The following is a 25451-nucleotide window of genomic DNA, read 5'->3' as shown; positions in this document are numbered from 1 at the left end:
ACTATAAGGGGGAGGACTGTTTATTTTTAGACGGGATTGGGCAAAATGATTGTTAGCTATTAACTAACAAAAGTGGCCATCACCATGAAAGGATCCACCTTCCACTGCCTGATGATCTTCCACTGCATAGTGCAGGAAGGGTCGATCCGAGGTGCTGCTCGTCGGCTCGAGATGTCGGCCCCGACCGTGAGTCTGGCGCTCAAACAGCTGGAGCAGACCGTGGGGCTAGCGCTGTTTCGGCGTACCACCCGAAGCATGGAGCTGACCGAGGCGGGGCAACAGCTGCACGACCAGACCGGTCACGCCATGGCGACCCTCGATGGTGCACTGGAGCTGGTGGGTCAACATGGTCGCGCCCCTGCCGGCAAGGTGCGCATGACCCTGCCTCGCTACGTGTTCCAGAGCTTTTTGCAGCCGCTTTATGCCGGTTTTTGCCACCAATACCCGGAGATAGAGCTGGAGTTGCACCTCTCTGATGCCACGGTCGACATACAGCGGGAGGGGATCGACCTCGGCATTCGTTCTGGTGATCGGGTCGACGAGGGCATGGTGGCGCGCCCATTGAGCGGCTCCCTGCGCGAGGCTCTGTTCGCCTCGCCCGACTATCTGGCCCGGCACGGTATGCCGACGACGCCGATGCAGCTCAGTGAACATCGGCTGATCCGCTACCGCTTCACCACCTCCAACCGCCTGTCCGCACTGCGGCTGGCTCTCGATGACAATATGCCGGCCCCGGAGATGGGCACGGCGCTTATCGTCAACGACACCGACGCCATGATCGATGCCGCCAAACAGGGGCTGGGTATCGGCAAGATGATCGAACCGGTGGCCGCTCCCCATCTTGCCGCCGGCACCCTGATACCTGTGCTGGAGCCCTGGTGGGTGACCCATCCCGGCCTGTACCTCTACTACCGACGGGAAAGCGCCAAGACCGGCCGGGTTCGCGCCCTGATCGACTACCTGCTGGCCCATCGGTCGCTTCCATAACGCCGGCGCGGTATTCATCACATGCCAGTATTTCATGCAGGTTCGATCTGCGCAGCGTCATCGGGCATATAAGCGGCGGTGGCCAGCCAGTCGGTGGACCAGTGGGCGGGATACATGGGCGACTGGCAGGAGAATGATAAAAGCCGGGCGCAGCTGACTGGCCCGGCTTGGTGTTCACTCAATTTATCGCGCCAGCCTGTACGCCGGCAGGATTAGGGGTTGAAGCTACGGGTAATCTTCAACTGATGAATACCGCCGGAGCATTGGGAGTCATTGCCCCAGGCACTGACCGGCAGGCCGCGTTCCAGCGCCAGCAAGGCCATCTCGAACATGCCCCTGCCGGGGTAATCATTCAGGTTCTTGAAGACATGGAAGCTCGTGCTGCCCTGCTCATAATTCTTTTCCCATGAAATGACCACCGCATTGCCCGCGTCGGGGCCGCCACTGGCCGATTTGATATAACCGGCATGCACATCGGTCAACATGACCCGATCAAGACACTGCACGTCTACCCGGTAAGTGGCCAAAGCACTGGTAGATAACATCAGGGTGGACAAGGCGGCCAACATAACGAACTTCTGTTTCATTATCATTCTACACATCTCCATTTGTGTGTTTTGGGTGAATGGCGGAAATTAAAATGGAGAGGTGGAAAAGGCCATGCCTATTTAATTCTGATAAGTCTGATATTGATTTTATATATTGCTTTGCAAGTGCATTGTTTGGGCCTCCTATCTTTAACTGAAAATAAGATATTGATTTTAAAAGGTTTGTTTTTGAATGTGGATGTCACCATTTTTCATCATCACGGTGATATGAAAGATGGTTGGATATATAAAACAACGCCACTTTAATGCTGCGTTGTTTATTTTTAGGTATGTCTTGGCATAAACAACAGCTTCATTGATGAGGCACAACAAGAAAAATGGACGTACAAAATATCTTTTGTGGTTATTGCTATCCATCAGCCAGCCTGCATATTAATTTGGATGATCGGTAGAGAGACAGGCTTATATTCGCGCATATTCGATGACGACTGTCGAGCAAGAGAAGCCACTGGCGGGCATATCCCGTGCAGCCCTGAACAAGATGCTGTGGGCGCGATGACAATCCGATACCCTATGGCTCGGCTATTCTTTCATCACGGGAATGGAACATGCTGATCATCTTCAGTGGTTTGCCGGGCAGTGGAAAAAGCACCATCGCACGAGCCCTGGCCCAGCGGCTGGGCGCCGTCTACCTGCGCATTGATACCATAGAGCAGGCCATTCGTGCTGCGGAACATGCGGATAACGAGATGGGGCCCGCCGGTTATTTCGTCGCCTATGAGCTGGCCAGAGAGAACCTGGCTCTTGGCTCGATCGTCATCACGGATTCCGTTAACCCCATCCAGCTCACTCGGGATGCTTACCACGACATCGCCCGCTCGGTCGGGGTGCCCTGTCTCGATGTTGAGGTGATCTGCTCCAATCCGAAGCTGCACCGCGAGCGGGTCGAGAACCGGACGGTGGATATCGAGGGGCTGGCATTGCCGGATTGGCAGGCGGTGATCAATCGCGACTATCAACCCTGGGACAGTGAGCGTCTGGTATTGGATAGCGCCACCCTGTCGGTCACCCAGAGCGTGGAAGCGATTGTCGCCGCGTTGGCAAAGCCGTTGTAGGTTCGATTAGCTCAGCCTAATCGGACGAACGAGGGGCTTTGTTGCCGTGAGTCAGGTGCCGCCAGAGGGAGGAGGATATTCGGCTGGCTGTTATGGCGGGGGAATCCATTTACGCGAACGTCCGATTACACCTATCGGCTAATTTAACCCTAACATATGAGATATTTAGGTAGTGATATAAATAGATAAAGCAGGGTGTCTAATATGCTAAACCCCTGCCTTTTAACGAAAGGAGTTAAACTTTTCACATCCAAATCATCTGCTGAGCTCAATTCCAGTATGTGTTACATCACGAACCCTCACAAAACCTAGTTTTTCTGGGGGAACACCTTCGAGTACTACTGGTATCGTAGTCCAAGCACCGGGGCGCAATGTTGTGGTGAAAGTGAATTCTTTTGATTTTGCTGTCTCATTTATAGCAATGCCTTTCTCATCGACTTGACCCCATTGGACAGTTGTCTTTAGACCATTTATTGATGATGAAAGTGGGTTTCCAAATTTCAAATTAATTTTAGAACCATTTGCGTATGCTTTCACATCAGAAAGCTGGATCGTTAGTGTGCCAAGATCAAATTTTATTGGTGAGTAACCATCGTCACCAGGGTTAAGAAAAGCTATTTTTTCAAAGTCTTTAATAAAGTTTGCTAACTCTAGTTTTGCTTGCTTTTGTTTTACATCATCAATCTCTTTTTTTAACGTATTAACTTCACTTTTAAGTTCATTTATTGTTGTTTGCTGAGAGTCGATAATTTCTGCCGATTTTGATATTTTCTGAACTGAATCACATGCGGTTATCTGAAATAAACCTAAAATGATAATTCCAAATTTAATTATTTTTGGCATTTTAATTCACCTGTGCATTTAAATTAACTACGGTATTTTTCATATAAGAAAAACCTAAAAATTATAATTAGTTTGCTAGTAAAGGTAAAGTCAATCAGTTAAAGTTGTTTTTGATTTTGTATTCATTAAACTGAATGATGTTACTAAGTAAATACCTATTTTCTTTGTTCAATAATTTTGATTGATACAAAAAATAATGAGGGAGGCATTATGCCTCCCTCATTTATTTAGTGTGCTCAAAATTGGTTAAGCAACAAATGTTGCCGTACCGTTCACTTACCCAACCAGGATCACTGCAGCAGGGAGATATCCGCCACTTGCAGGAACAGGTTGCGCAGGTTGTTCAGCAGCGCCAGACGGTTGGCCTTGAGGGCCTCGTCGTCGGCCATCACCATCACTTCGTTGAAGAAGGTGTCGACCGGCTCGCGCAGGGCGGCCAGACGGGTGAGGGCAGCCTGATAGTCACCGGCAGCGAACAGCGGGGCCAGTTCGGCTTGCAGTTCAGCAACCTGGGTGGCCAGCGCCTTCTCGGCGGCATCGACCAGCAGTTCCGGTTTGACGGCAGTCGGCAGTTCGCCTTCGACCTTGGCCAGAATGTTGCTCACGCGCTTGTTGGCGGCAGCCAGTGCCAGTGCGGCATCCAGCGTGCGGAAGTGGCTGACGGCCTTGACGCGACGATCGAAGTCGAGCGGACGGGTCGGGCGGCGGGCCAGTACGGCCAGCACCACGTCGGCACCGATGCCTTCGTCCTGATAGGCGGCGCGGAAGCGGCCCAGCATAAAGTCGACCACGTCGGTGACGACGGTTTTGTTGGTCAGCTTGTCGCCGTAGACGCGTACCGCTTCTTCAACCAGTTCAACCAGATCCAGATCCAGCTGCTTCTCGGTCATGATGCGCAGGGCACCGATGGCGGCGCGACGCAGGGCGAACGGGTCCTTGTCACCCTTCGGTAGCATGCCGATGCCGAAGATACCGGCCAGGGTGTCGAACTTGTCGGCCAGCGCGACGGCGCAGGCAACCAGACCGGACGGCAGGGCATCACCGGCAAAGCGCGGCATGTACTGCTCGTTGAGGGCCACGGCTACCGCTTCGTCTTCGCCATCGTGACGGGCGTAGTGCATCCCCATGACACCCTGGGTGTCGGTGAACTCGCCGACCATGTTGGTCATCAGGTCACACTTGGAGAGCAGGCCGGCACGCTTGGCCTGAGCCACGTCGGCGCCGATACGCTCGGCGATAAAGCCGGCGACAGTCTCGATACGCTCGACCTTGGCCTTGACGGTGCCCAGCTGTTGCTGGAACAGCACGGTTTCAAGGCGCGGCAGGCGGGAGGCCAGAGTCTGCTTGAGGTCGGTCTTGAAGAAGAACTCGGCGTCAGAGAGACGGGGGCGAACCACCTTCTCGTTGCCGCTGATGATCTGGCTCGGGTCTTTGGACTCGATGTTGGTGACGAAGATGAACTTCGGCAGCAGCTTGCCGTTCTTGTCGTAGACCGGGAAGTACTTCTGGTCACCCTTCATGGTGTGTACCAGCGCTTCAGCCGGCACGGCCAGGAACTTCTCTTCGAAGTTGGCGGTCAGCACCACAGGCCACTCGACCAGTGCAGTCACTTCTTCCAGCAGGGCGTCGTCCAGATCGGCTACGCCACCGAAGGCGGCAGCGGCCGCTTCGACGTCAGCCTTGATCTTGGCCTTGCGCGCCATGAAGTCGGCAATCACTATGCCGCGCTCCTGCAGGATCTGCGGGTACTGGCTGGCGTTGTCGATGGTGAACTCGCTCTCACCCATAAAGCGGTGACCGCGGATGGTGCGGGCAGAGTCGATACCCAGAATGTGGGCGGGCACCAGCTCGCCATCCAGCAGCAGGGTCACGGTGAAGACCGGACGCACGAACTGGATGGTCTTGTCGCCCCAGCGCATCATTTTCGGGATCGGCAGCTTGGCCAGCGCTTGGCTAACCAGTTCGCCCAGCAATTCTTTGGCCGGACGACCTTCGACCTTGGCGGTGTGAACCAGCCACTCGCCCTTGTCGGTGACCAGACGCTCGGCCTGCTCAACGGTGATGCCGTTGCCACGGGCCCAGCCTTCGGCAGCCTTGGTCGGCTTGCCCTCGGCATCGAACGCTTGAGCCACGGCCGGGCCGCGCTTCTCGACGCTCTTGCTTGGCTGTTCGCCAGCCAGCTCGCTTACCTTCAGCGCCAGACGGCGCGGTGAAGCAAACCACTCGACGTCGCCAAAGGCCAGATCGGCCTTGGTCAGTTCGGCTTTGAAGTTGTCGGCAAAGGCTTCGGCCAGGGAGCGCAGGGCTTTGGGCGGCAGCTCAGCAGTACCGATCTCTACCAGAAATGTATGTTGTGCCATGTCCGTTCCTTAACCTTGCTTGTTCTCACTGCGCTGACACATCGGGAAGCCCAGCGCTTCGCGGGAGGCATAGTATGCCTCGGCCACGGCCTTGGTCAGGGTGCGAATGCGCAGGATGTAGCGCTGACGCTCGGTGACCGAGATGGCCTTGCGGGCATCCAGCAGGTTGAAGGAGTGAGCGGCCTTGAGGATGCGCTCGTAGGCAGGCAGCGGCAGCGGTTTTTCCAGTGCCAGCAGGTGCTGGGCTTCCTTCTCGTACTGCTCGAAGCAGTGGAACAGGAACTCCACATCGGCGTGTTCGAAGTTGTAGGTGGATTGCTCCACTTCGTTCTGGTGGAACACGTCGCCATAGGTGGTCTTGCCCAGCGGGCCGTCAGACCAGACCAGATCGTAGACGCTGTCCACGCCCTGAATGTACATGGCCAGACGCTCGAGACCGTAGGTGATCTCGCCGGTGACCGGCTTGCACTCGAGGCCGCCAACCTGCTGGAAGTAGGTGAACTGGGTCACTTCCATGCCGTTCAGCCACACTTCCCAACCCAGACCCCAGGCACCCAGCGTCGGGTTTTCCCAGTTGTCTTCCACGAAGCGGATGTCGTGGATTTCAGGATCCATGCCCAGCTCTTTCAGGGAGCCCAGATAGAGTTCCTGAATGTTGTCGGGGGAAGGCTTGATGATCACCTGGAACTGGTAATAGTGCTGCAGGCGGTTCGGGTTTTCACCGTAGCGGCCGTCAGTCGGACGGCGGGACGGTTGCACGTAGGCGCAGGCGATGGGCTCGGGGCCCAGGGCGCGCAGGCAGGTCATGGGGTGAGAAGTACCGGCACCCACTTCCATATCCAGCGGCTGAATGATGGTACAGCCCTGGCGGGACCAATAGTCCTGCAGCTGCAGGATCAGGCCCTGAAAGGTTTTGACATCGAATTTTTGCATAATTTTTTTCGCGCGAAATGAAATCAGAGCAAGATTTGCTGAATGTGAACCGAAGGAGTATACCGTCTGGCATGGTCGGATAATAGGCGAAATTACAGCGGATTAATGTGATGGCGCTGCGCCGGGCCTGGGCGGGAGGGGTTGTCGGCACTCCCACGCCCGGGTTGGCATCGACCCCGGGGATTGGATGAAATGACAGGAGAGAGGGAATGGAGTTGCGTTGCGCCTGGGTGACCAAGGACCCGGAATACATCGAATACCATGACAAACAGTGGGGAAGGCCGGTCTATGACCCCCGCGAGCTGTTTGCCAAGCTCTGCCTCGACGGCCAGCAGGCGGGGCTGTCGTGGATCACCATCTTGAAACGCACCGAGAGCTACCATCGCGCCTATGCGGATTTTGATCCGGTGCGCATCGCGCAGTTCGACGAGCAGGATGTGGAGCGGCTGATGCAGGACACCGGCATCATCCGCAACCGGCTCAAGGTGCAGTCGATCATCAAAAATGCCCGCGCCTATCTGGCGCTGGAGGTGGAAGGCATCGACTTTGTCGATTATCTGTGGGGCTTCGTGGGCGGCGCCCCCATCGTCAACCAGCGCCAGGGCAACGGTGACATTCCGGCGACCTCAGCGGAGTCGGATGCCATGTCCAAGGCGCTCAAGAAGCGCGGCTTCACCTTCGTCGGCAGCACCATCTGCTACGCCTTCATGCAGGCGGTGGGGATGGTGAACGATCATCTGGTGACCTGCCCCTGCCACGCCGAGTGCCAGCAGGGCCCTGCGCGCCAATAAACCGGGCGCAAGATAAAAGAGAAGGGAGGCAGATGCCTCCCTTTTGCATATCAGCATGGCGTCAGCCATGGGGCCGTCAGGCGATCCCGGCCTGACGCAGCGTGCCTGAGTACTGTTTGTCGACCTTGGAGATATGGTTGAGCAGCCAGTTCTTGAGAAACACCAGCAGCTCCATGTTGAACTCCTCGTCGTCCGTGCCGTTGCGCTGCATCAGGGTGTCGAGCTCGGTCAGCAGCCGGGCGTGTTCCTGCTTGTGGCGGCGCAGCTCGGGGTAGCCCGCCTGCTCCATCACGCGCTCCTCGTCGGCGAAGTGCTGGGTGGCGAGCTTGAGCAGCTCGTCGAGCCGCTGTTTGCGCAGCTGGGCCGGGCTCTTGTCGAGCACCGCCTGGTAGAGCCGGTTCATCGCCTCGAACAAACCCAGATGCTGGCTGTCCATGCTGGGCACCTGCACCATGAAGGCCTCGTTCCAGTGCAGCAGCTCCTGATCCTGGCCGGCAGAGCCAGCTTTGCTGACGTCGAACTGATCGCTGATGAGGCCGATCTCCTCGTTGGCCTGGTTCATGTCCCGGGTGTGGCTGCGGCTCTGGCGCGCCAGCTCCAGGCATTCGCGGGCGATGCTGGCGACCTCCATCACATTGCGGTTGGTCTCTTCGGTGACCTGGGCCTGCTGGCCGGCGGCGGTGGCGATGTGGCCGTTCATGTCGTTGACCCGGGTGATGGCTTCGACGATGGCGGTCAGGGTCTCGCCGGTGCCCGCCGCCTGGTTGACCGCCTGTTCGCTCACGTTGCGGGTGGTGTGCATGGTGGTCACCGCGTGGCGGGTGTTGTGCTGCAGCGCCTCGATACGCTGCTGGATGTCGACGGTGGCGGCCTGAGTGCGGGTCGCCAGCTGGCGTACCTCGTCGGCCACCACCGCGAAGCCGCGGCCCTGCTCACCGGCGCGGGCCGCCTCGATGGCGGCGTTGAGCGCCAGCAGGTTGGTCTGTTCCGAGATAGTGCGGATCACCTGCAGGATGTTGCCGATCTGGGTGCTCTCCTGATCCAGCTGGGTCACTTCCCCGGCGGATTGCTCGATGTGATCGGCCACCTGCCGGATCAGGGAGATGGTCTGGCTCACCTGCCGCTGGCCATCGTGGGCCTGCTGCTGGGTGAGCAGGGTATCCTGGCTGGCCTGCTCGGTGTTGTGCTCGATGTTGTGAACGGTGGCAGTCATCTCGTTGATGGCGGTCGCCAGCATGTCGGTGTTCTGCTGGGCCTGCTGCATGCTGCTGAGGGTGCTGCCGGAGTGCGACATCAGCAGTGCCATCTTGTCGTGGGTTTTGCGCGAAACCTGCTGCACCGTACCGATCAGGCTGTCGATATTGCCGAGGAAGCGGTTGAACACCTCCGCCAGATAGGCGAACTCGTCCTTGCCCTGGCTGTGCAGCCGGAAGGTGAGGTTGTGGCTGTGGTTGGCCAGTTCGACCAGCTGACCCATCAGATGTTGCAGCGGGCCGACGGTCTTGAAGTAGATGAGCAGCAGCATCAACAGGATGATGGCCAGGCTGACGGCCAGCTGCAGCATGTCCTGATGCTGCAGGGCCTCGCTCTGGCCGCGGATATCCTGCTCCCGCTGCTGGAACTGGTGTTGCTGCTGTTCCAGCACCGCTTCGACCTGGCTGGCGATGTTGTCGGTGAGGGCGTCAAACCCTTCGGTCGGCTGCTTCATCAGCTGGTTGCCGGCCTCGCGCCCCTCCTTGAGATAGATGTCCACCATCCGCTTGCCGATCTCCAGCTGGCGGGCCAGCAGCGGGGTGAGCGGCGCTTTCAGCTGCGGCAGCCGCTCCAGCAACTGGCGGGCCGCCTGGGCGTGCTGTTCGGCCTCGCCGATGGAGTCCATTTCGCCGGAGACGGCGGCATCGGTCAGGAACTGCTGGACCTGGGTGGTGTGATAACGCAGCTCCTGCAGGGCGATCTGCTCGTTGGCGCTGATGATGAGCTGGTTGGGCAGCTCGCCGAGGCGGGCGGTCAGGCTGCTGCGCCAGAGCCCGCCCAGCGCCATGGTGATCAGAATGATGAGGCTGGCACTCAGCAGCAGGTGCCGGATCGAGACGTTGCGAAGCAGTGCGGACATGAGAGACCTCGAACTCCTGTTGATAGTGCATTCAATAGTAGCCAAAAGGGGCGCATTTTGGTCCGTTGAACAAGGAGATAGGTCACAGTTGTGAGCTTGATCCGGCTACCGGTTCAGGTGGCATCCAGCCGGCCTGCGGATACTGGGGGGGCGGGCGGAGAGGAGCGTGATATTGATAATGTCACACCTTGGCACACCTCTGGGGTAGAATGCGCCCTCTTTGGATTTGAGTCGGTTTTTTTAGAGGTTTTTCATGCATTTCAAGACACTTGTTCCCGCCGTTGCCCTGCTCGTAGCCCTGACCGGCTGTACCACCAATCCCTATACCGGTGAATCCCAGACCTCCAAGGGCGCCTGGGGCGCGCTGGCTGGCGCGGCCACTGGCGCTGCCGTGGGTGCGCTCTCTTCCAGCAAGGGTGACCGCAAGAAAGGGATCCTGACCGGCGTGGCCGCCGGCGCCGCCCTGGGTGGCGGTATCGGCTACTACATGGACGTGCAGGAAGCCAAGCTGCGCGAGAAGCTGCAGGGCACCGGTGTCAGCGTGACCCGCAACGGTGACCAGCTGATCCTCAACATGCCGAACAACGTCACCTTCGACAGCTCCAGCGCCCAGCTGAAAGCGGCCGGTGCCAACACCCTGTCCGGCGTGGCCATGGTGGTCGGTGAGTTCGACAAGACCCGCCTGAACGTGGTCGGTCACACCGACAGCACTGGTTCCCGCGAGCTGAACATGAAGCTCTCCGCCCAGCGCGCCGATGCCGTCGCCGCCCAGTTGATCGGCCAGGGTGTGACCGGCAGCCGTATCTCCACCAGCGGCGTGGGCCCGGATCAGCCGGTTGCCACCAACAGCACCGCCGAAGGCAAGGCCCAGAACCGTCGGGTGACCATCACCCTGACCCCGACCGCCTAAGCGGTCTGGTTCGCAGCCATGAAAAAGGCCCCGCCAGCGATGGCGGGGCCTTTTGTTATTCGGCGTTGCGGGCAGTGGCGTCTTGTTCTTTGCGCCCTTCTCCCCTTGTGGGAGAAGGGCCGGGGATGAGGGGGATAACTGCCTCTTAGACTGCCGCGGTCAGCTGCACTTCGACCTTGTAGCCTTCGTGGGCCAGGCGGGCTTGTACGCAGGCTCTGACCGGCGCTGTGCCCGCCGGGATCCAGGCATCCCACTGCTCGTTGAAGGCCGCGATGTCCGCAATGTCCTTGAGATAGATGTTGGCCATCAGGATCTTGTCGACGCCGGAGCCGTTGGCTTCCAGCAGACGCTGCAGGCTTTCCAGCACTTCGCGGGTCTGCTGGTGAATATCGGCGGTATCGGTGGCAGGTACTTCCACCACGTAGAGGGTGCCGTTGTGAATGACCACGTCAGACCAACGCTGGGTGGTGCCGATTCGGGTAATGGCTGGCATGGATTGCTCCGGTGTTGGGGCTCACTGACCCTTGCGGATCAGATAGCGGTAAGGGGCCTGCTCTGTCTCGCTGGCGACCAGGGTGTGATCCATGAAGCGGCAGAAACTGGGGATGTCGCGGGTGGTTGAGGGGTCGTCGGCACTGACCAGCAGGGTCTCCCCATCAGCCATCAACCGCACTTTTTTACGAACCATCATCACTGGCTCGGGGCAACGAAGCCCGATTGCGTCCAACTCGTGAGTTGCGTCGCAGAATAAAGCACTCATCAATAATCAACCTTCAACCAAATCAGCTGCCAATGATACTCACGGCGAAAAAATAATCAAACCACTCCGGCAACTGGCAGCATATGTAACCAAAGTGTTATCTGGGCCTACCCACTCCCCGCCGTATGAGTAATATAAAAATTGAACCATATTCAACAAGGAGGTGTGAATATGCAGGTCTCCTACGGCAGATTACAAGCCTACGCAGGCATGGGGTTCTTGTCTTTCGCCATGATAGTGATGGGCAGCCCGATCGGTAACACCGGTACCTGGTTCGGTTCCATGGTGATGATCGGACTGGGGCTCTGGATCGAGCTCAGCGATTACTACGACGAGGATGAGGACGAAAACGATCAATCCTGACCCCAATACTTTCACAACGACAAAGGCGGATATTTCATCCGCCTTTGTCGTTTCTGGCCTCCGCGAAAAGCGTCAGCGGGTCGAGCGCATGGCCCGCTCCAGATGCAGCGCTGTCTGCTGCGGGTTGGCTCTGGGGTCGTTGAAGAAGTTGCTCAGCACATCCATGATCGCCTGGCGCATGTTGGTCGGCGTCGCCATCCCCTCCGCCATGCTGGGCAGCAGGTTGCCCTCCCGCTCCGCCAGCAGAAAATCCTGATAGGAGCGGATGGCGCAGCGGTCGAACTTGCTCATGTCCGGCTTGGTCAGTGCCGGGATCGAGCCTTTCACCCGGTTGAACTCTTGCTGGAAGCGCGGCGTCATCAGCAGCTGGGCCAGCTCGCCCTGCGCCTGCAGCTGGGCGGGATCCCGCTGCTTGAACATGGCGATGGAGTCGAGGTTGTAGCTGAACAGGTTGGCACTGCCAGGGCTCGGCAGGCACTCGATATCTTCGCCGGGCCGGTAGTTGCCGGCGCTCAATTCGCCCTTCACCCAGTCTCCCATGATCTGCATGGCGGCGCCGCCGCTTTCCAGCAGGTTGGTGGCCTGGTGCCACTTCAGGCCGGCGTATTTTTCCGGTACATAGCCGCGCAGCTGCTGAAAGCGGGTCAGCACCCGCACCATGTCGGGGCCGGTCAGGGTGGCGCTGTCCTGTTCCACGAAGGCTTTGCGGTAGAACGCCTTGCCCCCTTCGCCGAGTGCCACCGTTTCGAACAGTACCGCCAGCTGCCAGGGCTCGTTGCCGATGGCGAGCGGGGTGATCCCTTGCTGCTTGAGCCGCTCGGCCACGGTCACGAACTGGGCCCAGCTGGTGGGCGGCGTCAGCTTGTTGCGCTCGAAGATCTTGCGGTTGAGCCACAGCCAGTTGACCCGGTGGATGCCGGTCGGCACCGCCATCAGGGCGCCGTTCTGGCTGAGGGTCTCCCGCACCATGGGCGGCAGCTGGGGATACCAGCCGAGGTGTTCGGCAATGGGGGTGAGATCGCGCAGGAAGCCGAGTCCGGCCCACTCCCGCAACTCGAACCCCTTGAGGTGGGCCGCCTCCGGCGGATTGGCCGCCAATGCCCGACTTTTCAGCACCGTCATGGCGCTCTTGCCGCCGCCCCCCTGCACCGCGAAGTCGTTCCACTGGTTGCCTTGCTCGGTCCACTCGGACTTGAGCACTTCCACCGCCCTGGCCTCGCCGCCGGACGTCCACCAGTGCAGTACCTCCACCTGGGAGGCGCCTACAGGCAGGGAGAGCAGGGCGATGACAGAAAAAGACAACCACTTCATAAGGTTACTGCCTTGGTAGGGAGAGGGTAGCCTGCAGGCCGCCCTGCGGACGATTTTCCAGCACCAGATCGCCGCCGTGGGCGTGGGCTATGTTGCGGGCAATGCCCAGACCCAGACCGGTGCCGGCCAGATCCGTGCTGAGCCGGTAGTAGGGCTCGAAGATGCGTTCGAACTGATCCTCCGGCAGGCCGGGCCCCTCGTCCATGATGAACAGGATCAGCATCTCCTCGTCGTCCATGATGATGATGCGCACCCGTTGGCCGTACTTGATGCCGTTGTCCACCAGGTTGCCGATGCAGCGCTTGAGGGCCAGCGGCTTGCCGCGGTAGGGCTGCTTGCAGTGGCCCTCGATGGTCAGCCGCTCGTCGTGCAGGTTCATGGCCTCCGCCATCTGCTCCAGCATGGCGTCGATGTCGAGCTGCTCGATGTTCTCGTGGATGTCGGTGTCTTTCACCGTCTGCAGCGCCCCCTTCACCATCAGCTCCAGCTCGTCCAGGTCCTTGTTGAACTTGGCGATCTGCTGCTCGTCATCGAGCAGTTCGACCCGCAGCCGCAGCCGGGTGATGGGGGTCTTGAGGTCGTGGGAGATCGAGCTGAACAGCCGCTCTCTATCGTCGATATAGCGGCGGATGCGGTGCTGCATGATGTTGAAGGCGCGGGTGGCCGCCACGATCTCGGAAGCCCCCTCCTCTTTCAGGGAGGGTTGGTCGATGTCTTTGCCGAGGTTGACCGCCGCCTTGGCCAGCCGGCGTAGCGGCCGGGTCTGCCAGCGCACCAGCAGGAAGGTGAAGAAGCAGAGGAACACCGTCATCAGGGCGATGAAGCGCACCTGGTTGCTGGGCATGACGGTATCGTCGAGGGTCATGTAGGGGGCCGGCAGCAGGGCCGCCAGATAGAGCCACTCGCCCGGTTCTATCTCGATCTGGGTCACCAGCACAGGTGGATTGATCGGCTCCAGCGACAGGGTGTAGCGGGCCCAGGAGGAGGGCAGATCCGCCAGCAGGGTGTCGTTGTTGAAGACGTGAAGCTCTTCGGGCCGCGAGAAATCCACCTTGATCGCCATGGCGTCGGAGAGCTTGCGGGTCAGCACCCCCTGTACCTCTTTGAGCACCAGCGTCTTGCGCTCGCTGTCGGGGATGGCGCTGATGTGGATCTCCTCTTCGTTCAGCGACACGAAGAAGCGGCTGCCGCCCATGTTGCGCAGCTGGTCCAGTGCGATGTGGCGATACTGCAGCGGCAAGGACTTGAAGAAGTTGACGGTGGAGGCGGCCGACAGCGCCAGGTTGCGGGTGGTGCTGAGCATGCCTTCCAGCTCCCGCTTCTGGATCTGCTGCATCCAGATGCCGGTGAGAATGGTCTGGGAGAGCAGGATCGCCAGCAGCAACAGCAGCAGCATCCGCGACAGCAGGGAACGGGGCACCAGCGCCCGCCAGAACCATCTGGTATTCATGGGATCTCTCGCCTTGTGTCGATCAGCATGCCGTCGCTACCTTGCTGGCTTTCATGGGATCTCGTGCACCTCGGCGATCAGCATGTAGCCACTGCCGCGAATGGTCTTGATGATGCGCGGACTCTTGCCGTTGTCACCCAGCTTCTGGCGCAAGCGGCTGATCTGCACGTCGATGCCGCGTTCCATCGGCAGGCTCTCGCGACCGCGGGTGGCATCCGAGATGGTATCCCGGTCCAGCACCACGCCGGGCTGTTGCAGGAACATGCCGAGCAGCAGGGCATCGCTGCCGGAGAGATCCAGCAGGCTGCCGTCCTCGTGGGTCAGCTGGTGGCTCAGGGTATCCAGAGTCCACTCGGCGAAGCGCAGCCGGCGACTCGGCTCTTTCTCTTTCTCCGGCTGGCGGAATTCGGCGCGTCGCAGCAGCGCCTTGATGCGGGCCTGCAGCTCGCGCGGGCTGAACGGCTTGGCGATGTAGTCATCGGCACCGAGCTCGAGGCCGATCACCCGGTCCGCTTCGTCGGAGGCGGCGGTCAGCATGATGATGGGCACCTGGGAGTCGCGACGGATCTGCTGGCAGAGGGTAAAGCCGTCGTCGCCCGGCATCATGATATCGAGAATGATGAGGTCCGGGTTGTGCTGGGCGAGCTGCTTGCGCATCTCGTTGCCCTCCGCTGCGGTCAATACCTCGAAGCCGGCCCTGGTCAGGTATTCGTTGAGCAGCTCGCGGATCTCTTGGTCGTCGTCGACGATCAGCAGTTGTTTGCTCGTTGACATATGTATGTGCATCCACCCATTTTTTTGTGCAGATTGAACCTGTCAGGGGCGCAAAAAGCAAGCAAGCCCCCCATCTAATGTGAGGTTATGGGCAATATCCTCCCATATCCTGCCGTGCAAATAAAAAAGGCCGACCCAAACGGGCCGGCCAATACGCAGATTCCGACGGCAGAAGTGCACCCCGTGTGGCGCACTCCACAGACTCGATGACGGGCCGGGCAGACCGACCCCAAAACCGGTGACAGGAGCCCGCTTCGCCGGGAAGCAGGAACGGGCTCCTCTCTATCAATCCAGCCCCGACCGGCGAACCGGCCAGGGGGATACTTACACTCGTTCGAACACGGTGGCGATGCCCTGACCCAGGCCGATGCACATGGTGGCAACCCCCAGGGTGGCGTCCTTCTCTTCCATCAGGTTGAGCAGGGTGGTGGAGATGCGGGCGCCGGAGCAGCCGAGCGGGTGACCCAGGGCGATGGCGCCGCCGTTCAGGTTCACCTTCTCATCCACCACGTCTTGCAGACCCAGATCCTTCACGCAAGGCAGGGACTGGGCGGCAAACGCCTCGTTCAGCTCGAACAGGTCGATGTCGCCGATGGTCAGGCCGGCCCGCTTGAGCGCCTTCTGGGTGGCCGGTACCGGGCCGTAACCCATGATGGCGGCATCGCAGCCGGCGACGGCCATGGCACGTATCTTGGCGCGCGGGGTGAGGCCGAGCGCCTTGGCGCGATCCGCACTCATCACCAGCATGGCGGCGGCGCCATCGGACAGGGCCGACGAGGTGCCGGCGGTGACGGTACCGTTGACCGGGTCGAACACCGGGCGCAGCTGGCTCAGGGTTTCCACCGTGGTCTCCGGGCGGATCACCTCGTCATAGTCGTAGAAGAAGCGGGCGCCGCTGGCGTCATGGCCTTCCAGCCCGACGATCTCCTTGGCGAAACGCCCTTCCACTGTGGCGGCGTGAGCGCGGCGATGGGAGCGAGCGGCAAACTCGTCCTGCTGCTGACGACTGATGCCATGCAGCTTGCCGAGCATCTCGGCGGTCAGCCCCATCATGCCGGAGGCTTTCGCCACCGACTTGGCCATGCCGGGGTGGAAGTCCACTCCGTGGCTCATCGGCACGTGGCCCATGTGCTCGACGCCGCCGATGATGAAGATATCCCCATCACCCACCGCAATGGCGCGGGAGGCGTCGTGCAGCGCCTGCATGCTGGAGCCGCACAGGCGGTTGACGGTGACCGCCCCCACCTGCTTGGGAATGCCGGCCAGCAGCGCGGCGTTGCGGGCGATGTTGAAGCCCTGCTCCAGGGTCTGCTGCACGCAGCCCCAGTAGATATCCTCGATCTCGTTCGGGTCGAGGTTGGGGTTGCGCAGCAGGATGGATTTCATCAGGTGCGCGGACAAGTCTTCTGCACGCACGTTGCGGAAGGCGCCGCCCTTGGACCGGCCCATCGGGGTCCGGATACAGTCGACAATGACTACGTCTTTCATGAATGGATCTCCTTTCCGCAATCAGTAGAAGGTTTTGCCCTGGGCGGCCATCTCACGCAGCTTGTCGCTGACGCGGTAGAGCGGGCCCAAGTCGGCATACTGGTCGGCCATGGCCACGTAGCGATCCAGACCGATAGTGTCCAGATAGCGGAACACGCCGCCGCGGAAGGGAGGGAAGCCCAGGCCGTAGACCAGCGCGATGTCGGCTTCGGCTGGCGTGGCGACTATGCCCTCTTCCAGACAGAGCACCACCTCGTTGATCATCGGGATCATCATGCGGGCGATGATGGCGTCCTTGTCGAAATCCTGTTTCGGCTTGGCGATGGGGGCCAGCAGCTCGTAACTGGCGGCGTCGGCCACCTTCTTCGGCTTGCCCTTCTTGTCCTGCTCGTAGGCGTAGAAGCCCTTGCCGTTCTTTTGACCGAAGCGGTTCACTTCGTACATCACGTCGATGGCGGTACGGCCTTCCTTGCTCATACGTGCCGGGAAGCCCTGCGCCATCACGTCACCGGCATGGTGGCCGGTGTCGATGCCGACCACGTCCAGCAGGTAGGCAGGGCCCATGGGCCAGCCAAACTCTTTCTCCATCACCTTGTCGACGGCAGCGAAGTCGGCGCCATCGGCGACCAGCTTGTTGAAGCCGAAGAAGTAGGGGAACAGCACCCGGTTGACGAAGAAGCCTGGGCAGTCGTTGACCACCACCGGCGACTTGCCCATGGCGGCAGCGTAGGCCACCACGCGATTGATGGTTTCATCGGAGGTCTGCTCGCCGCGGATGATCTCTACCAGTGGCATGCGGTGCACCGGGTTGAAGAAGTGCATGCCGCAGAAGTTCTGCGGGCGCTTCAGACCCTTGGCCAGCAGGGAGATGGGAATGGTGGAGGTGTTGCTGGCGAGCACGGCGTCTTCGCCAATGATCCCTTCCACTTCGCCCAGTACGGCGGCCTTCACTTTCGGGTTCTCGACCACGGCTTCGACCACTACGTCCACGCCTTTGACGTTGTCATAGCTGAGGGTCGGGGTAATGGCGGAGAGCACCTGGCCCATCTTGATGCCGTCGATGCGGCCCTTTTCGAGCTGGCCGTTGAGCAGCTTGGTGGCCTCATTCATGCCAAGCGCCAGCGCCTTCTCGTTGATGTCCTTCATCACTGCCGGGATACCCTTGCTGGCAGACTGGTAGGCGATGCCGCCCCCCATGATCCCGGCACCCAGTACGGCGGCGTGGTTAGTGGCCTTGGCTGCCTGCTTGGCCGCCTTCTTGGCCAGCGCCTTGATGTGTTGATCGTTGAGGAAGATCCCGACCAGCGCCTTGGCGACATCGGTCTTGGCCAGCTTGATGAAGCCTTGTGCCTCGACGGCCAGCGCCTCGTCACGGCTCATGCCTGCGGCGGCCTCGACGGTTTTCACCGCGGTCATCGGCGCCGGATAGTGTTTGCCCGCCACGGCGGCAACCATGCCGGCGGCGGTGGTGAAGCTCATCATGGCTTCCAGTTTGGAGAGGCGCAGCGGGGCCTTCTTGGCGGCACGGCGGCCCTGCCAGTCCAGCTTGCCTTTGATCGCGTCCTTGATCATCTGCACCGCAGCGCTCTGCAGCGCCTCTGGCGCGACCACGGCGTCGATGGCACCCACCTTGAGGGCGTCATCGGCACGGTAATCCTTGCCGGTGGTGATCCACTCCAGCGCGTTGTCGGCGCCGATCACCCGCGGCAGACGGACGGTGCCACCAAAGCCGGGCATGATGCCGAGTTTGGTCTCGGGCAGGCCGATTTTGGCGCTGGTGTCAGCCAGTCGGAAGTCGGTGGAGAGAATGGTCTCGCAGCCGCCGCCCAGGGCGTGGCCCTTGATGGCACAGAGGGTGGGCACCGGCAGATCTTCGATGGCGCTGAAGATGTCGTTGGCCTTCTTCAGCCAGCCGAGCAGATCAGCCTGCGGCAGATCGAACAGTTCCAGGAATTCGGTAATGTCGGCGCCGACGATGAAGGCGTCTTTGCCGGAGGTGAGGATCAGACCTTTTAGTTCACGTTCTTGTTGTAATGCGGCGATCGCTTCGCTCAGGGAGAGCAGGGTAGCGCGATCCAGCTTGTTGACTGAACCCGGAGCATCGAACCTCAGCTCGGCAATGCCGTCTTCGAGGTAGCTGACCGTCAGGGTTTCGCCTTGGTAGATCATGAGAGTGTCTCCTTGTTCCCACATGGTGGGGGGTGGTGCTCCTTTATCCCCAGCAGGGGGCGAGGCTCACTATTGATCCAAAAGAAGACAATTTCAACACCTATTTAAAACATTCGTTTAACAGATCTCGAGTAAAAGCTCGCCTCAGATTAACAACCAAAATAAAGGCGTCTGATGACGCCTTTATTAACCTTGTGTGGCCTCAGCTGGCCAACTCGGGCCGGTCGCGATACTGGCTCAGCACCTCGGGATCGGCGAGGGCGTGGGTGTTGTTGACGGGCCGGTTGTGCACCACTTCCCGCACCGCCAGCTCCACGATTTTGCCGGACTTAGTGCGCGGAATAGCGTCCACCTGCAGGATGCGGGCCGGCACGTGACGGGCGGTGCAGTGCAGGCGCACCTGCTGGCGGATACGCTCGCGCAGCGCTTCGTCCAGCATGAGGCCTGGCTTGAGCTTGACGAACAGCACCACCCGCTCGTCCTGTTGCCACTGCTGGCCGATGACGATGCTCTCTTCTACTTCCTCCAACTGCTCGACGTAGCGGTAAATCTCGCTGGTGCCGATGCGCACGCCGCCCGGGTTGAGGGTGGCGTCGGAGCGACCGTAGAACAGGATGCCGCCGGTCGGGGTCAGCTCGATCCAGTCGCCATGGCACCAGATGTTGTCGAACCGTTCGAAATAGGCGGCGTGGTACTTGTCGCCGCTGTCGTCCCCCCAGAAACCGATGGGTTGGGCCGGGAAGGGTTTGGTACAGACCAGCTCGCCCTTTTCCCCCTGCACCGGCTGGCCTGCTTCGTTGAACACCTGCACCGCGAGGCCGAGGCCGCGTCCCTGGCTCTCGCCGCGGTAGACGGGGCTGATGGGGTTGCCGATGACGAAGCAGGAGCAGATGTCGGTGCCACCTGAGATGGAGCTGAGCTGCACATCCCGCTTGATCTGCTGATAGACGTAGTCGAACCCCTCCGGCGACAGCACGGAGCCGGTGCTGCAGATCAGCCGCAACTGTGGCAACTGGTGGGTCTTGATGGGGGCATAGCCCTGCTTGTGCAGCGCATCCAGGTATTTGGCCGAGGTGCCGAACAGGGCGACCTCTTCGTCGTGGGCGAGATCCCACAACACGTTGCCGTCCGGGTAGAAGGGGGAGCCGTCGTAGAGCACCAGGGTGGCGCCGGAGGCGAGCGCGCTCACCAGCCAGTTCCACATCATCCAGCCGCAGGTGGTGAAGTAGAAGATACGCTCCCCCGGCTTGATGTCGCAGTGCAGCTGGTGTTCTTTCAGATGTTGCAGCAGGGTGCCGCCGATGCCGTGCACGATGCACTTGGGCTTGCCGGTGGTGCCGGACGAATAGAGGATGTAGAGCGGGTCATTGAAGGCCATGGGCTCGAACTGCAGGCTGGCGTCCGGCTGGCTGGCCAGGATCTGGCGCCAGTCGTGGCCCAGTTGCAGGGGATGGCCCAGCAAGGGGATGATGACTGTCTGCTGTATGCTGTCGATCTGGCTGACGACCCCCGCCACTTTGTCCTGAATGTCGATGGGCTTGCCGTTGTAGCGATAGCCATCCACCGCAAACAGCACTCGCGGTCGGGTCTGGCCGAAGCGCTCCACCACGCTGGCTTCGCCGAAATCGGGGCTGGTGGAGGTCCAGATCGCCCCCAGGCTGGTGGTCGCCAGCATGGCCACCACGGTTTCCGGGATATTGGGCAGGTAGGCCGCCACCACATCGCCCCGGCCGATGCCCTGGCCACGCAGCCACTGGGCCAGCCTGGCGACCTGATCCGCCAGCGCGCGCCAGCTCAAGGTCTGGCTGGGGCTACCCTCGATGCGGGAGATGATGGCCGGCGTGTCATCCTGGCGGCGCAACAGGTTTTCGGCGAAGTTGAGTCGGCTGTCGGGGAACCAGCGGGTACGCTGCATCTCCTGGCGGTTCTCCGCCACTATGTTGCCGAGCTCGCCCTTGACGCCACAGTGCTGCCACACCAGCGGCCAGAAACGGGTTGTCTTCTCCACCGACCACTGGTAGAGCTGGGCGTAGCTGTGCAGCTGCAGGCCGTGGAAGCGGTTGACCTCGGCCATGAAGTGCTGGAGGTTGGATTGCTGAATCCGCTCCTGATCCGGTTGCCACAGGCAAAGGTTGTGCATGAGTAGTCCCTGACTGCATGTATCTACCGGCAGTGTATTGAATTGTTTTTTATTTGTTAATGGTTGGTTTTTGTTTCATAACAAAAGCCTTGTAACGTATGCGTTACCTCACGAAGCGATTGCTTGACGGTTCGAGCCTTGATTCGCTTGATGTTATGCTGAAACCACATTTCTCCCGGAGCAGGACGCCATGAGCAGCTACAGCCAACTTTTTGCCCAGCACCTCGACACCTTGCAGCAGCGCACCCGCGACATACTGCAACAGCAGGGACTGAGCGGTCTGGCCATCCACTCCGGCCAGACCCACCGCATCTTCCTCGATGATCAGGATTACCCCTTCAAGGTGAACCCCCAGTTCAAGGCCTGGTTGCCGGTGCTGGACAATCCCCACTGCTGGTTGCTGGTGGACGGTGTGAACAAGCCGGTGCTGCTGTTCTACCGGCCGGTGGATTTTTGGCACAAGGTGGCGGAGCTGCCCAACGCCTTCTGGGTCGACTTCTTCGATATCCGCTTCCTGACGAGGCCGGAGCAGGTTGCCGATCACCTGCCGGCCAACAAGCAGGAGTGGGCCTATCTGGGCGGCCACCTGGAGGTGGCCGAGCTGCTGGGGCTGGGCCAGCCCAATCCGGAGGCGGTCCTCAACTATCTGCATTATCATCGCGCCTACAAGACGGCCTACGAGCTGGAATGCCTGCGCGATGCCAACCGCATCGGGGTGCGCGGCCACATTGCGGCCAAGGACTCCTTCATGGCGGGGGCGAGCGAGTTCGAGATCAACCTGGCCTACATGAAGGCGGTCGGGCAGGGGACCAATGAGGCGCCCTACGGCAATATCGTCGCCATCAACCGCAATGCGGCCATCCTGCACTACACCCACCTCTCCGCTCAGCGGGTGCCCGATGCGGAGCGCTACTCCTTCCTCATCGATGCCGGTGTGGATGTGCACGGCTATGCCTCCGACATCACCCGGACCTGGGCCTGGCGCCGCGGTGAGTTTGCCGATCTGATTGCGGCGCTGGATGCCCAGCAGCAGGAGATCATCGAGGAGATCAAGCCGGGTCGCCGTTACAGCGAGCTGCATCTGCAGATGCACCACCGACTGGCGCGCCTGCTGCAAGCCACCGAGCTGGTGGACATGTCGGTGGACGAGATGATCCATACCGGGGTGACCAACGTCTTCTTCCCCCACGGTCTCGGCCACTTCCTCGGCCTGCAGGTACACGATGCCGGCGGCTTCATGCAAGATGAGCGCGGCACCCACTTGTCGGCCCCCGAACAGTTCCCCTATCTGCGCTGCACCCGGGTGATGGAAGTGGGCCAGGTGTTCACCATCGAGCCGGGGCTCTACTTCATTGACAGCCTGTTGGAGCCGCTGCGCCTCGGTGAACAGGGCAAACGGGTCAACTGGAACAAGGTCGAGGCGCTGCGCCCCTATGGCGGCATCCGCATCGAAGACAACGTGGTGCTGTACGCCAACGGGGTGGAAAACCTGACCAGACAAGCAGGGCTCTGATGGCGGCAGACTATTCCATACCGGCCGCACCGCTGGAGGTGAGTGAGGAGATCAAGAAGAGCCGCTTCATCACTTATATTGCCCACACGCCGACCGTAGAGGCTGCCAAAGCCTGGATCGGCGAGATAAAACAGCAACATCCCGGGGCCCGGCATCACTGCTGGGCCTTTGTCGCCGGTGCCCCGCAGGACAGTCAGGTGTACGGTTTCAGCGATGACGGCGAGCCCTCGGGCACCGCCGGCAAGCCCATGCTGGCCCAGCTGATGGGGGCCGGTCTCGGGGAGATTGCCGCTGTGGTGGTGCGCTATTACGGTGGGGTGCTGCTGGGCACCGGCGGCCTGGTCAAGGCCTATGGCGGTGGCGTGGGCGCCGCCCTCAAGCAGCTCGAAACCCGTATCAAGCGCCAGCAGACTGCCTCCCTCATCCAGTGCGACTATACCGACATGGGGGCGGTGGAGGCGCTGATCCAGGCGCATCAGGGTCAGTTGCTGGCGGCCGACTATGGCGCCAGCGTCACCCTGCAGGTGGCGTGGGAAGCCGCTGTTTGGAGCAGAATCGCACAGGAATTGACCGACCGAACCCAGGGTCGGGTATCCCTTCGTCCCTTAGATGGCTAGAATCCATCGCTCTTTTAGTCTGAAGAGGGAGCCGGAATGCAGATTCTGAGCATCATTCGTATCGTTGGCCTGCTGGTCGCGCTGTTCAGTTCGACCATGTTGCTGCCCGCGCTGGTCGCCTTTGGCTATCGTGATGGCGGTGGTGCCGAGTTCGTCAACTCCTTCTTCATCGCCCTGTTGCTCGGTGCCGCGCTCTGGTTTCCCAATCGCCATCAGAAGAAAGATCTCAGATCCAAGGAAGGCTTCCTCATCGTCGTGCTGTTCTGGGTGGTGCTGGGCAGCGTGGGGGCCTTGCCGTTCCTGCTGGGAGAGGTGCCCGGCATGACGGTATCGGAGGCCTTCTTCGAGTCGTTTTCCGGCCTGACCACCACCGGGGCGACCGTGCTCACCGGGCTGGACAACCTGCCCAAGGCGTTTCTGTTCTATCGCCAGTTGCTGCAGTGGCTGGGGGGCATGGGGATCATAGTGCTGGCGGTGGCCATACTGCCGCTGCTCGGCATCGGGGGGATGCAGCTCTATCGCGCCGAAATTCCGGGGCCGGTCAAGGACAACAAGGTCACCCCGCGCATCGCCGAGACGGCCAAGGCGCTCTGGTTCATCTATCTGCTGCTCACCTCCCTCTGTGCCCTGGCGTACTGGATGGCGGGCATGACCCTGTTCGATGCCATCTGCCATTCCTTCTCCACCCTGTCGGTGGGCGGCTTCTCGACCCACGACGCCAGCATCGGCTTTTTCAACAGCCCGGCCATCAACCTGATTACTGTGGTGTTTCTGCTGCTGGCGAGCGTTAACTTTGCCCTGCACTTCATGGTGTTTGCCCACAAGCCGGTGCGGCTGAGCAACTATCTGCGCGACTCCGAGCTGAAGGTGTTTCTGAGCATCCAGTGCGTGCTTGTGCTGATCTGCTTCGTTTCCCTCTTGTTTCACGGCCATTACGCCACCTGGCAGGAGGCGCTCAACCACGGTCTGTTCCAGGCGGTATCGCTGGGCACGACCACCGGCTACAGCACGACCAGCTATGCGGAGTGGCCCTCTTTTCTGCCCATGCTGCTGATGTTCTCCGCCTTCATCGGCTGCTGCGCCGGCAGTACCGGGGGCGGCATCAAGGTGATGCGCTTCATGATCCTGTTCCTGCAGGGGATGCGCGAGCTGAAGCGGCTGGTGCACCCGCGCGCCATCTATACCCTGAAGCTGGGTCGTCGTGCCGTGCCTGAGCGGATCGTGGAGGCGGTGTGGGGCTACTTTGCCACCTACATCATCCTGTTCTTCATCTTTATGCTGTTGCTGCTGATGACCGGCTTGAACGAGGTGACCGCCTTCTCCGCCGTAGCGGCCGCGTTCACCAACGTGGGGCCTGGGCTGGGCGAGGTGTCGGCCAACTTCGGCAAGATCTCGGCAACGGCGCAATGGATACTAGTCGTCGCCATGCTGTTTGGCCGATTGGAAATCTTCACTCTTCTGGTACTGTTTACCCCTGCATTCTGGCGTAGTTGAGGTTGGTATGGACAAGATTCTGGTGCTTTATTCTTCCCGTGACGGGCAAACACGAAAGATCGTCGATGCCATGCTGGCAGAGACCGAGGGTTGTGAGGTGGTGATGCAGGATCTGCACAGCCTGCCGAAGTGCAATCTCAGCAAGTTCAAGAAGGTGCTGATCGGTGCCTCCATTCGTTATGGCAACTTCCATCCCAGTCTGTTCAGCTTCATCCACGCTCATCACGAACAGCTGGAAGTGGCCAACGCCGCCTTCTTCTGCGTCAACCTGACGGCCCGCAAGCCGGAGAGGCAGACCCCGCAGACCAACGCCTATATGAAGAAGTTTCTGCGCCTCTCCCCCTGGAAGCCGAAAACCCTGGGGGTGTTTGCCGGTGCGCTGCAATACTCCCGCTACAACTGGTGGCAGACCCGCATCATCCAGCTGATCATGAAGATCACCGGTGGCAGCACGGATACCAGCAAGGACCTCGAGTTCACTGATTGGGAAAAAGTGCGCGGCTTTGCCCGGGATTTCTGGTCAAAAAGATAGCAATCCATTGTCCTGAATGGCCTGAGCGCCGCGGTTGCGGGGCTTTTTGTTGGATAAATAGGCGTTTGAACTGCTGAAAGCCAAAAAATGCCAATTTTTGCAAAATTCTCCTTGTCATCGCGGCGCGGCTCCCTATAATGCGCCCCTACCAGCACGGCAGAATACGCCAACCTGATGAGCCAGCTTCCTTGCGAAGTGGGCGCCGAAAGAAAAGCGAAAACAATCGCTTGACTTTCGAAG

The 25451-nt window shown here is 60.2% G+C and carries 22 protein-coding genes; 9 read left to right on the top strand and 13 right to left on the bottom strand.

The genetic code is table 11. From position 1 onward, the window contains the following. The first annotated feature begins 84 nt into the window (after positions 1 to 84). On the top strand, positions 85 to 987 hold the full coding sequence (locus OKC29_RS18085) for a LysR family transcriptional regulator (protein ID WP_073352282.1): 903 nt from the start codon (positions 85 to 87) through the stop codon (positions 985 to 987). A 212-nt stretch (positions 988 to 1199) separates the two neighbouring features. Here the strand turns inward: OKC29_RS18085 and OKC29_RS18080 are convergent, their stop codons facing one another. Continuing rightward, complete coding sequence (locus OKC29_RS18080; RefSeq protein ID WP_073348584.1) at positions 1200 to 1580, bottom strand: hypothetical protein; 381 nt, start codon at positions 1578 to 1580, stop codon at positions 1200 to 1202. A 563-nt stretch (positions 1581 to 2143) separates the two neighbouring features. On the opposite strand from OKC29_RS18080, the gene OKC29_RS18075 reads away from it, so the two are divergent. Next, on the top strand, positions 2144 to 2650 hold the full coding sequence (locus tag OKC29_RS18075; protein ID WP_073348585.1) for an AAA family ATPase: 507 nt from the start codon (positions 2144 to 2146) through the stop codon (positions 2648 to 2650). A 255-nt stretch (positions 2651 to 2905) separates the two neighbouring features. Here the strand turns inward: OKC29_RS18075 and OKC29_RS18070 are convergent, their stop codons facing one another. From OKC29_RS18070 to glyQ, 3 genes are all read right to left on the bottom strand, one after another. Further along, positions 2906 to 3493 (bottom strand): DUF3251 domain-containing protein, encoded by a 588-nt coding sequence (locus OKC29_RS18070; protein ID WP_073348586.1) that lies wholly within the window; start codon positions 3491 to 3493, stop codon positions 2906 to 2908. A 290-nt stretch (positions 3494 to 3783) separates the two neighbouring features. Beyond that, positions 3784 to 5853, bottom strand: a complete 2070-nt coding sequence (gene glyS, locus OKC29_RS18065) for a glycine--tRNA ligase subunit beta (protein ID WP_073348587.1) — start codon at positions 5851 to 5853, stop codon at positions 3784 to 3786. Positions 5854 to 5862: 9 nt separating this feature from the next. Continuing rightward, positions 5863 to 6786, bottom strand: coding sequence for a glycine--tRNA ligase subunit alpha (gene glyQ, locus OKC29_RS18060; protein WP_016348984.1), 924 nt, complete (start codon positions 6784 to 6786; stop codon positions 5863 to 5865). A gap of 209 nt (positions 6787 to 6995) precedes the next feature. Here glyQ and OKC29_RS18055 point away from each other — a divergent pair, with 209 nt between their 5' ends. Then, the gene (locus tag OKC29_RS18055) at positions 6996 to 7577 is read left to right on the top strand and encodes a DNA-3-methyladenine glycosylase I (protein ID WP_073348588.1); all 582 of its coding nucleotides are present in this window, start codon (positions 6996 to 6998) and stop codon (positions 7575 to 7577) included. Between the two features lie 76 nt (positions 7578 to 7653). On the opposite strand, the gene OKC29_RS18050 is transcribed toward OKC29_RS18055, so the two are convergent. Continuing rightward, positions 7654 to 9690, bottom strand: a complete 2037-nt coding sequence (locus tag OKC29_RS18050; protein WP_073348589.1) for a bacteriohemerythrin — start codon at positions 9688 to 9690, stop codon at positions 7654 to 7656. A gap of 253 nt (positions 9691 to 9943) precedes the next feature. On the opposite strand from OKC29_RS18050, the gene OKC29_RS18045 reads away from it, so the two are divergent. Next, positions 9944 to 10600, top strand: coding sequence for an OmpA family lipoprotein (locus OKC29_RS18045; protein WP_011704158.1), 657 nt, complete (start codon positions 9944 to 9946; stop codon positions 10598 to 10600). A 145-nt stretch (positions 10601 to 10745) separates the two neighbouring features. Here the strand turns inward: OKC29_RS18045 and OKC29_RS18040 are convergent, their stop codons facing one another. After that, a complete protein-coding gene (locus OKC29_RS18040) occupies positions 10746 to 11093 on the bottom strand; it encodes a RidA family protein (protein ID WP_016348988.1) in 348 nt (115 codons plus the stop codon). 21 nt (positions 11094 to 11114) lie between these two features. After that, positions 11115 to 11360, bottom strand: a complete 246-nt coding sequence (gene tusA / locus OKC29_RS18035) for a sulfurtransferase TusA (RefSeq protein ID WP_005307416.1) — start codon at positions 11358 to 11360, stop codon at positions 11115 to 11117. A 171-nt stretch (positions 11361 to 11531) separates the two neighbouring features. Between tusA and OKC29_RS18030 the strand changes: the two genes are divergently transcribed. Further along, entirely contained in the window at positions 11532 to 11723 is a 192-nt protein-coding gene (locus tag OKC29_RS18030; RefSeq protein ID WP_005307420.1) for a hypothetical protein, read from the top strand. A gap of 72 nt (positions 11724 to 11795) precedes the next feature. On the opposite strand, the gene OKC29_RS18025 is transcribed toward OKC29_RS18030, so the two are convergent. The 6 genes from OKC29_RS18025 to OKC29_RS18000 all read right to left on the bottom strand — a co-directional run bounded on the left by OKC29_RS18025 (position 11796) and on the right by OKC29_RS18000 (position 21055). Further along, positions 11796 to 13034, bottom strand: a complete 1239-nt coding sequence (locus OKC29_RS18025; RefSeq protein WP_270669472.1) for an ABC transporter substrate-binding protein — start codon at positions 13032 to 13034, stop codon at positions 11796 to 11798. Between the two features lie 4 nt (positions 13035 to 13038). Further along, complete coding sequence (locus OKC29_RS18020) at positions 13039 to 14484, bottom strand: ATP-binding protein (protein ID WP_016348991.1); 1446 nt, start codon at positions 14482 to 14484, stop codon at positions 13039 to 13041. Positions 14485 to 14535: 51 nt separating this feature from the next. Next, on the bottom strand, positions 14536 to 15258 hold the full coding sequence (locus OKC29_RS18015) for a response regulator (RefSeq protein ID WP_016348992.1): 723 nt from the start codon (positions 15256 to 15258) through the stop codon (positions 14536 to 14538). 324 nt (positions 15259 to 15582) lie between these two features. Continuing rightward, a complete protein-coding gene (gene fadA / locus OKC29_RS18010; RefSeq protein WP_029305233.1) occupies positions 15583 to 16746 on the bottom strand; it encodes an acetyl-CoA C-acyltransferase FadA in 1164 nt (387 codons plus the stop codon). A 21-nt stretch (positions 16747 to 16767) separates the two neighbouring features. Further along, positions 16768 to 18915 (bottom strand): fatty acid oxidation complex subunit alpha FadB, encoded by a 2148-nt coding sequence (gene fadB, locus OKC29_RS18005; RefSeq protein ID WP_073348591.1) that lies wholly within the window; start codon positions 18913 to 18915, stop codon positions 16768 to 16770. Positions 18916 to 19117: 202 nt separating this feature from the next. After that, positions 19118 to 21055 carry an acetoacetate--CoA ligase gene (locus tag OKC29_RS18000; RefSeq protein WP_073348592.1) on the bottom strand — a complete coding sequence of 646 codons (1938 nt, stop codon included), beginning with the start codon at positions 21053 to 21055 and terminating at the stop codon, positions 19118 to 19120. Positions 21056 to 21245: 190 nt separating this feature from the next. Between OKC29_RS18000 and pepQ the strand changes: the two genes are divergently transcribed. The 4 genes from pepQ to hemG are packed head-to-tail and all read left to right on the top strand — an operon-like array spanning position 21246 to position 25211. Further along, positions 21246 to 22568: a Xaa-Pro dipeptidase gene (pepQ, locus tag OKC29_RS17995; protein ID WP_073348593.1), complete on the top strand. Its 1323-nt coding sequence runs from the start codon at positions 21246 to 21248 to the stop codon at positions 22566 to 22568. Next, complete coding sequence (locus OKC29_RS17990) at positions 22568 to 23185, top strand: YigZ family protein (RefSeq protein ID WP_024945461.1); 618 nt, start codon at positions 22568 to 22570, stop codon at positions 23183 to 23185. Before pepQ ends, OKC29_RS17990 begins: the two co-directional genes overlap by 1 nt. Positions 23186 to 23221: 36 nt before the next feature. Continuing rightward, a complete protein-coding gene (locus tag OKC29_RS17985) occupies positions 23222 to 24679 on the top strand; it encodes a TrkH family potassium uptake protein (protein WP_011704169.1) in 1458 nt (485 codons plus the stop codon). 7 nt (positions 24680 to 24686) lie between these two features. Then, complete coding sequence (gene hemG / locus OKC29_RS17980) at positions 24687 to 25211, top strand: menaquinone-dependent protoporphyrinogen IX dehydrogenase (protein WP_162275560.1); 525 nt, start codon at positions 24687 to 24689, stop codon at positions 25209 to 25211. Positions 25212 to 25451 lie beyond the last annotated feature (240 nt).

The organism is Aeromonas sp. QDB34 (genome assembly GCF_027705405.1).
Lineage (GTDB): Bacteria > Pseudomonadota > Gammaproteobacteria > Enterobacterales > Aeromonadaceae > Aeromonas > Aeromonas hydrophila.
The sequence above is the reverse complement of the archived record's forward strand: the minus strand, read 5'-3'. Positions and strand labels throughout refer to the sequence as shown.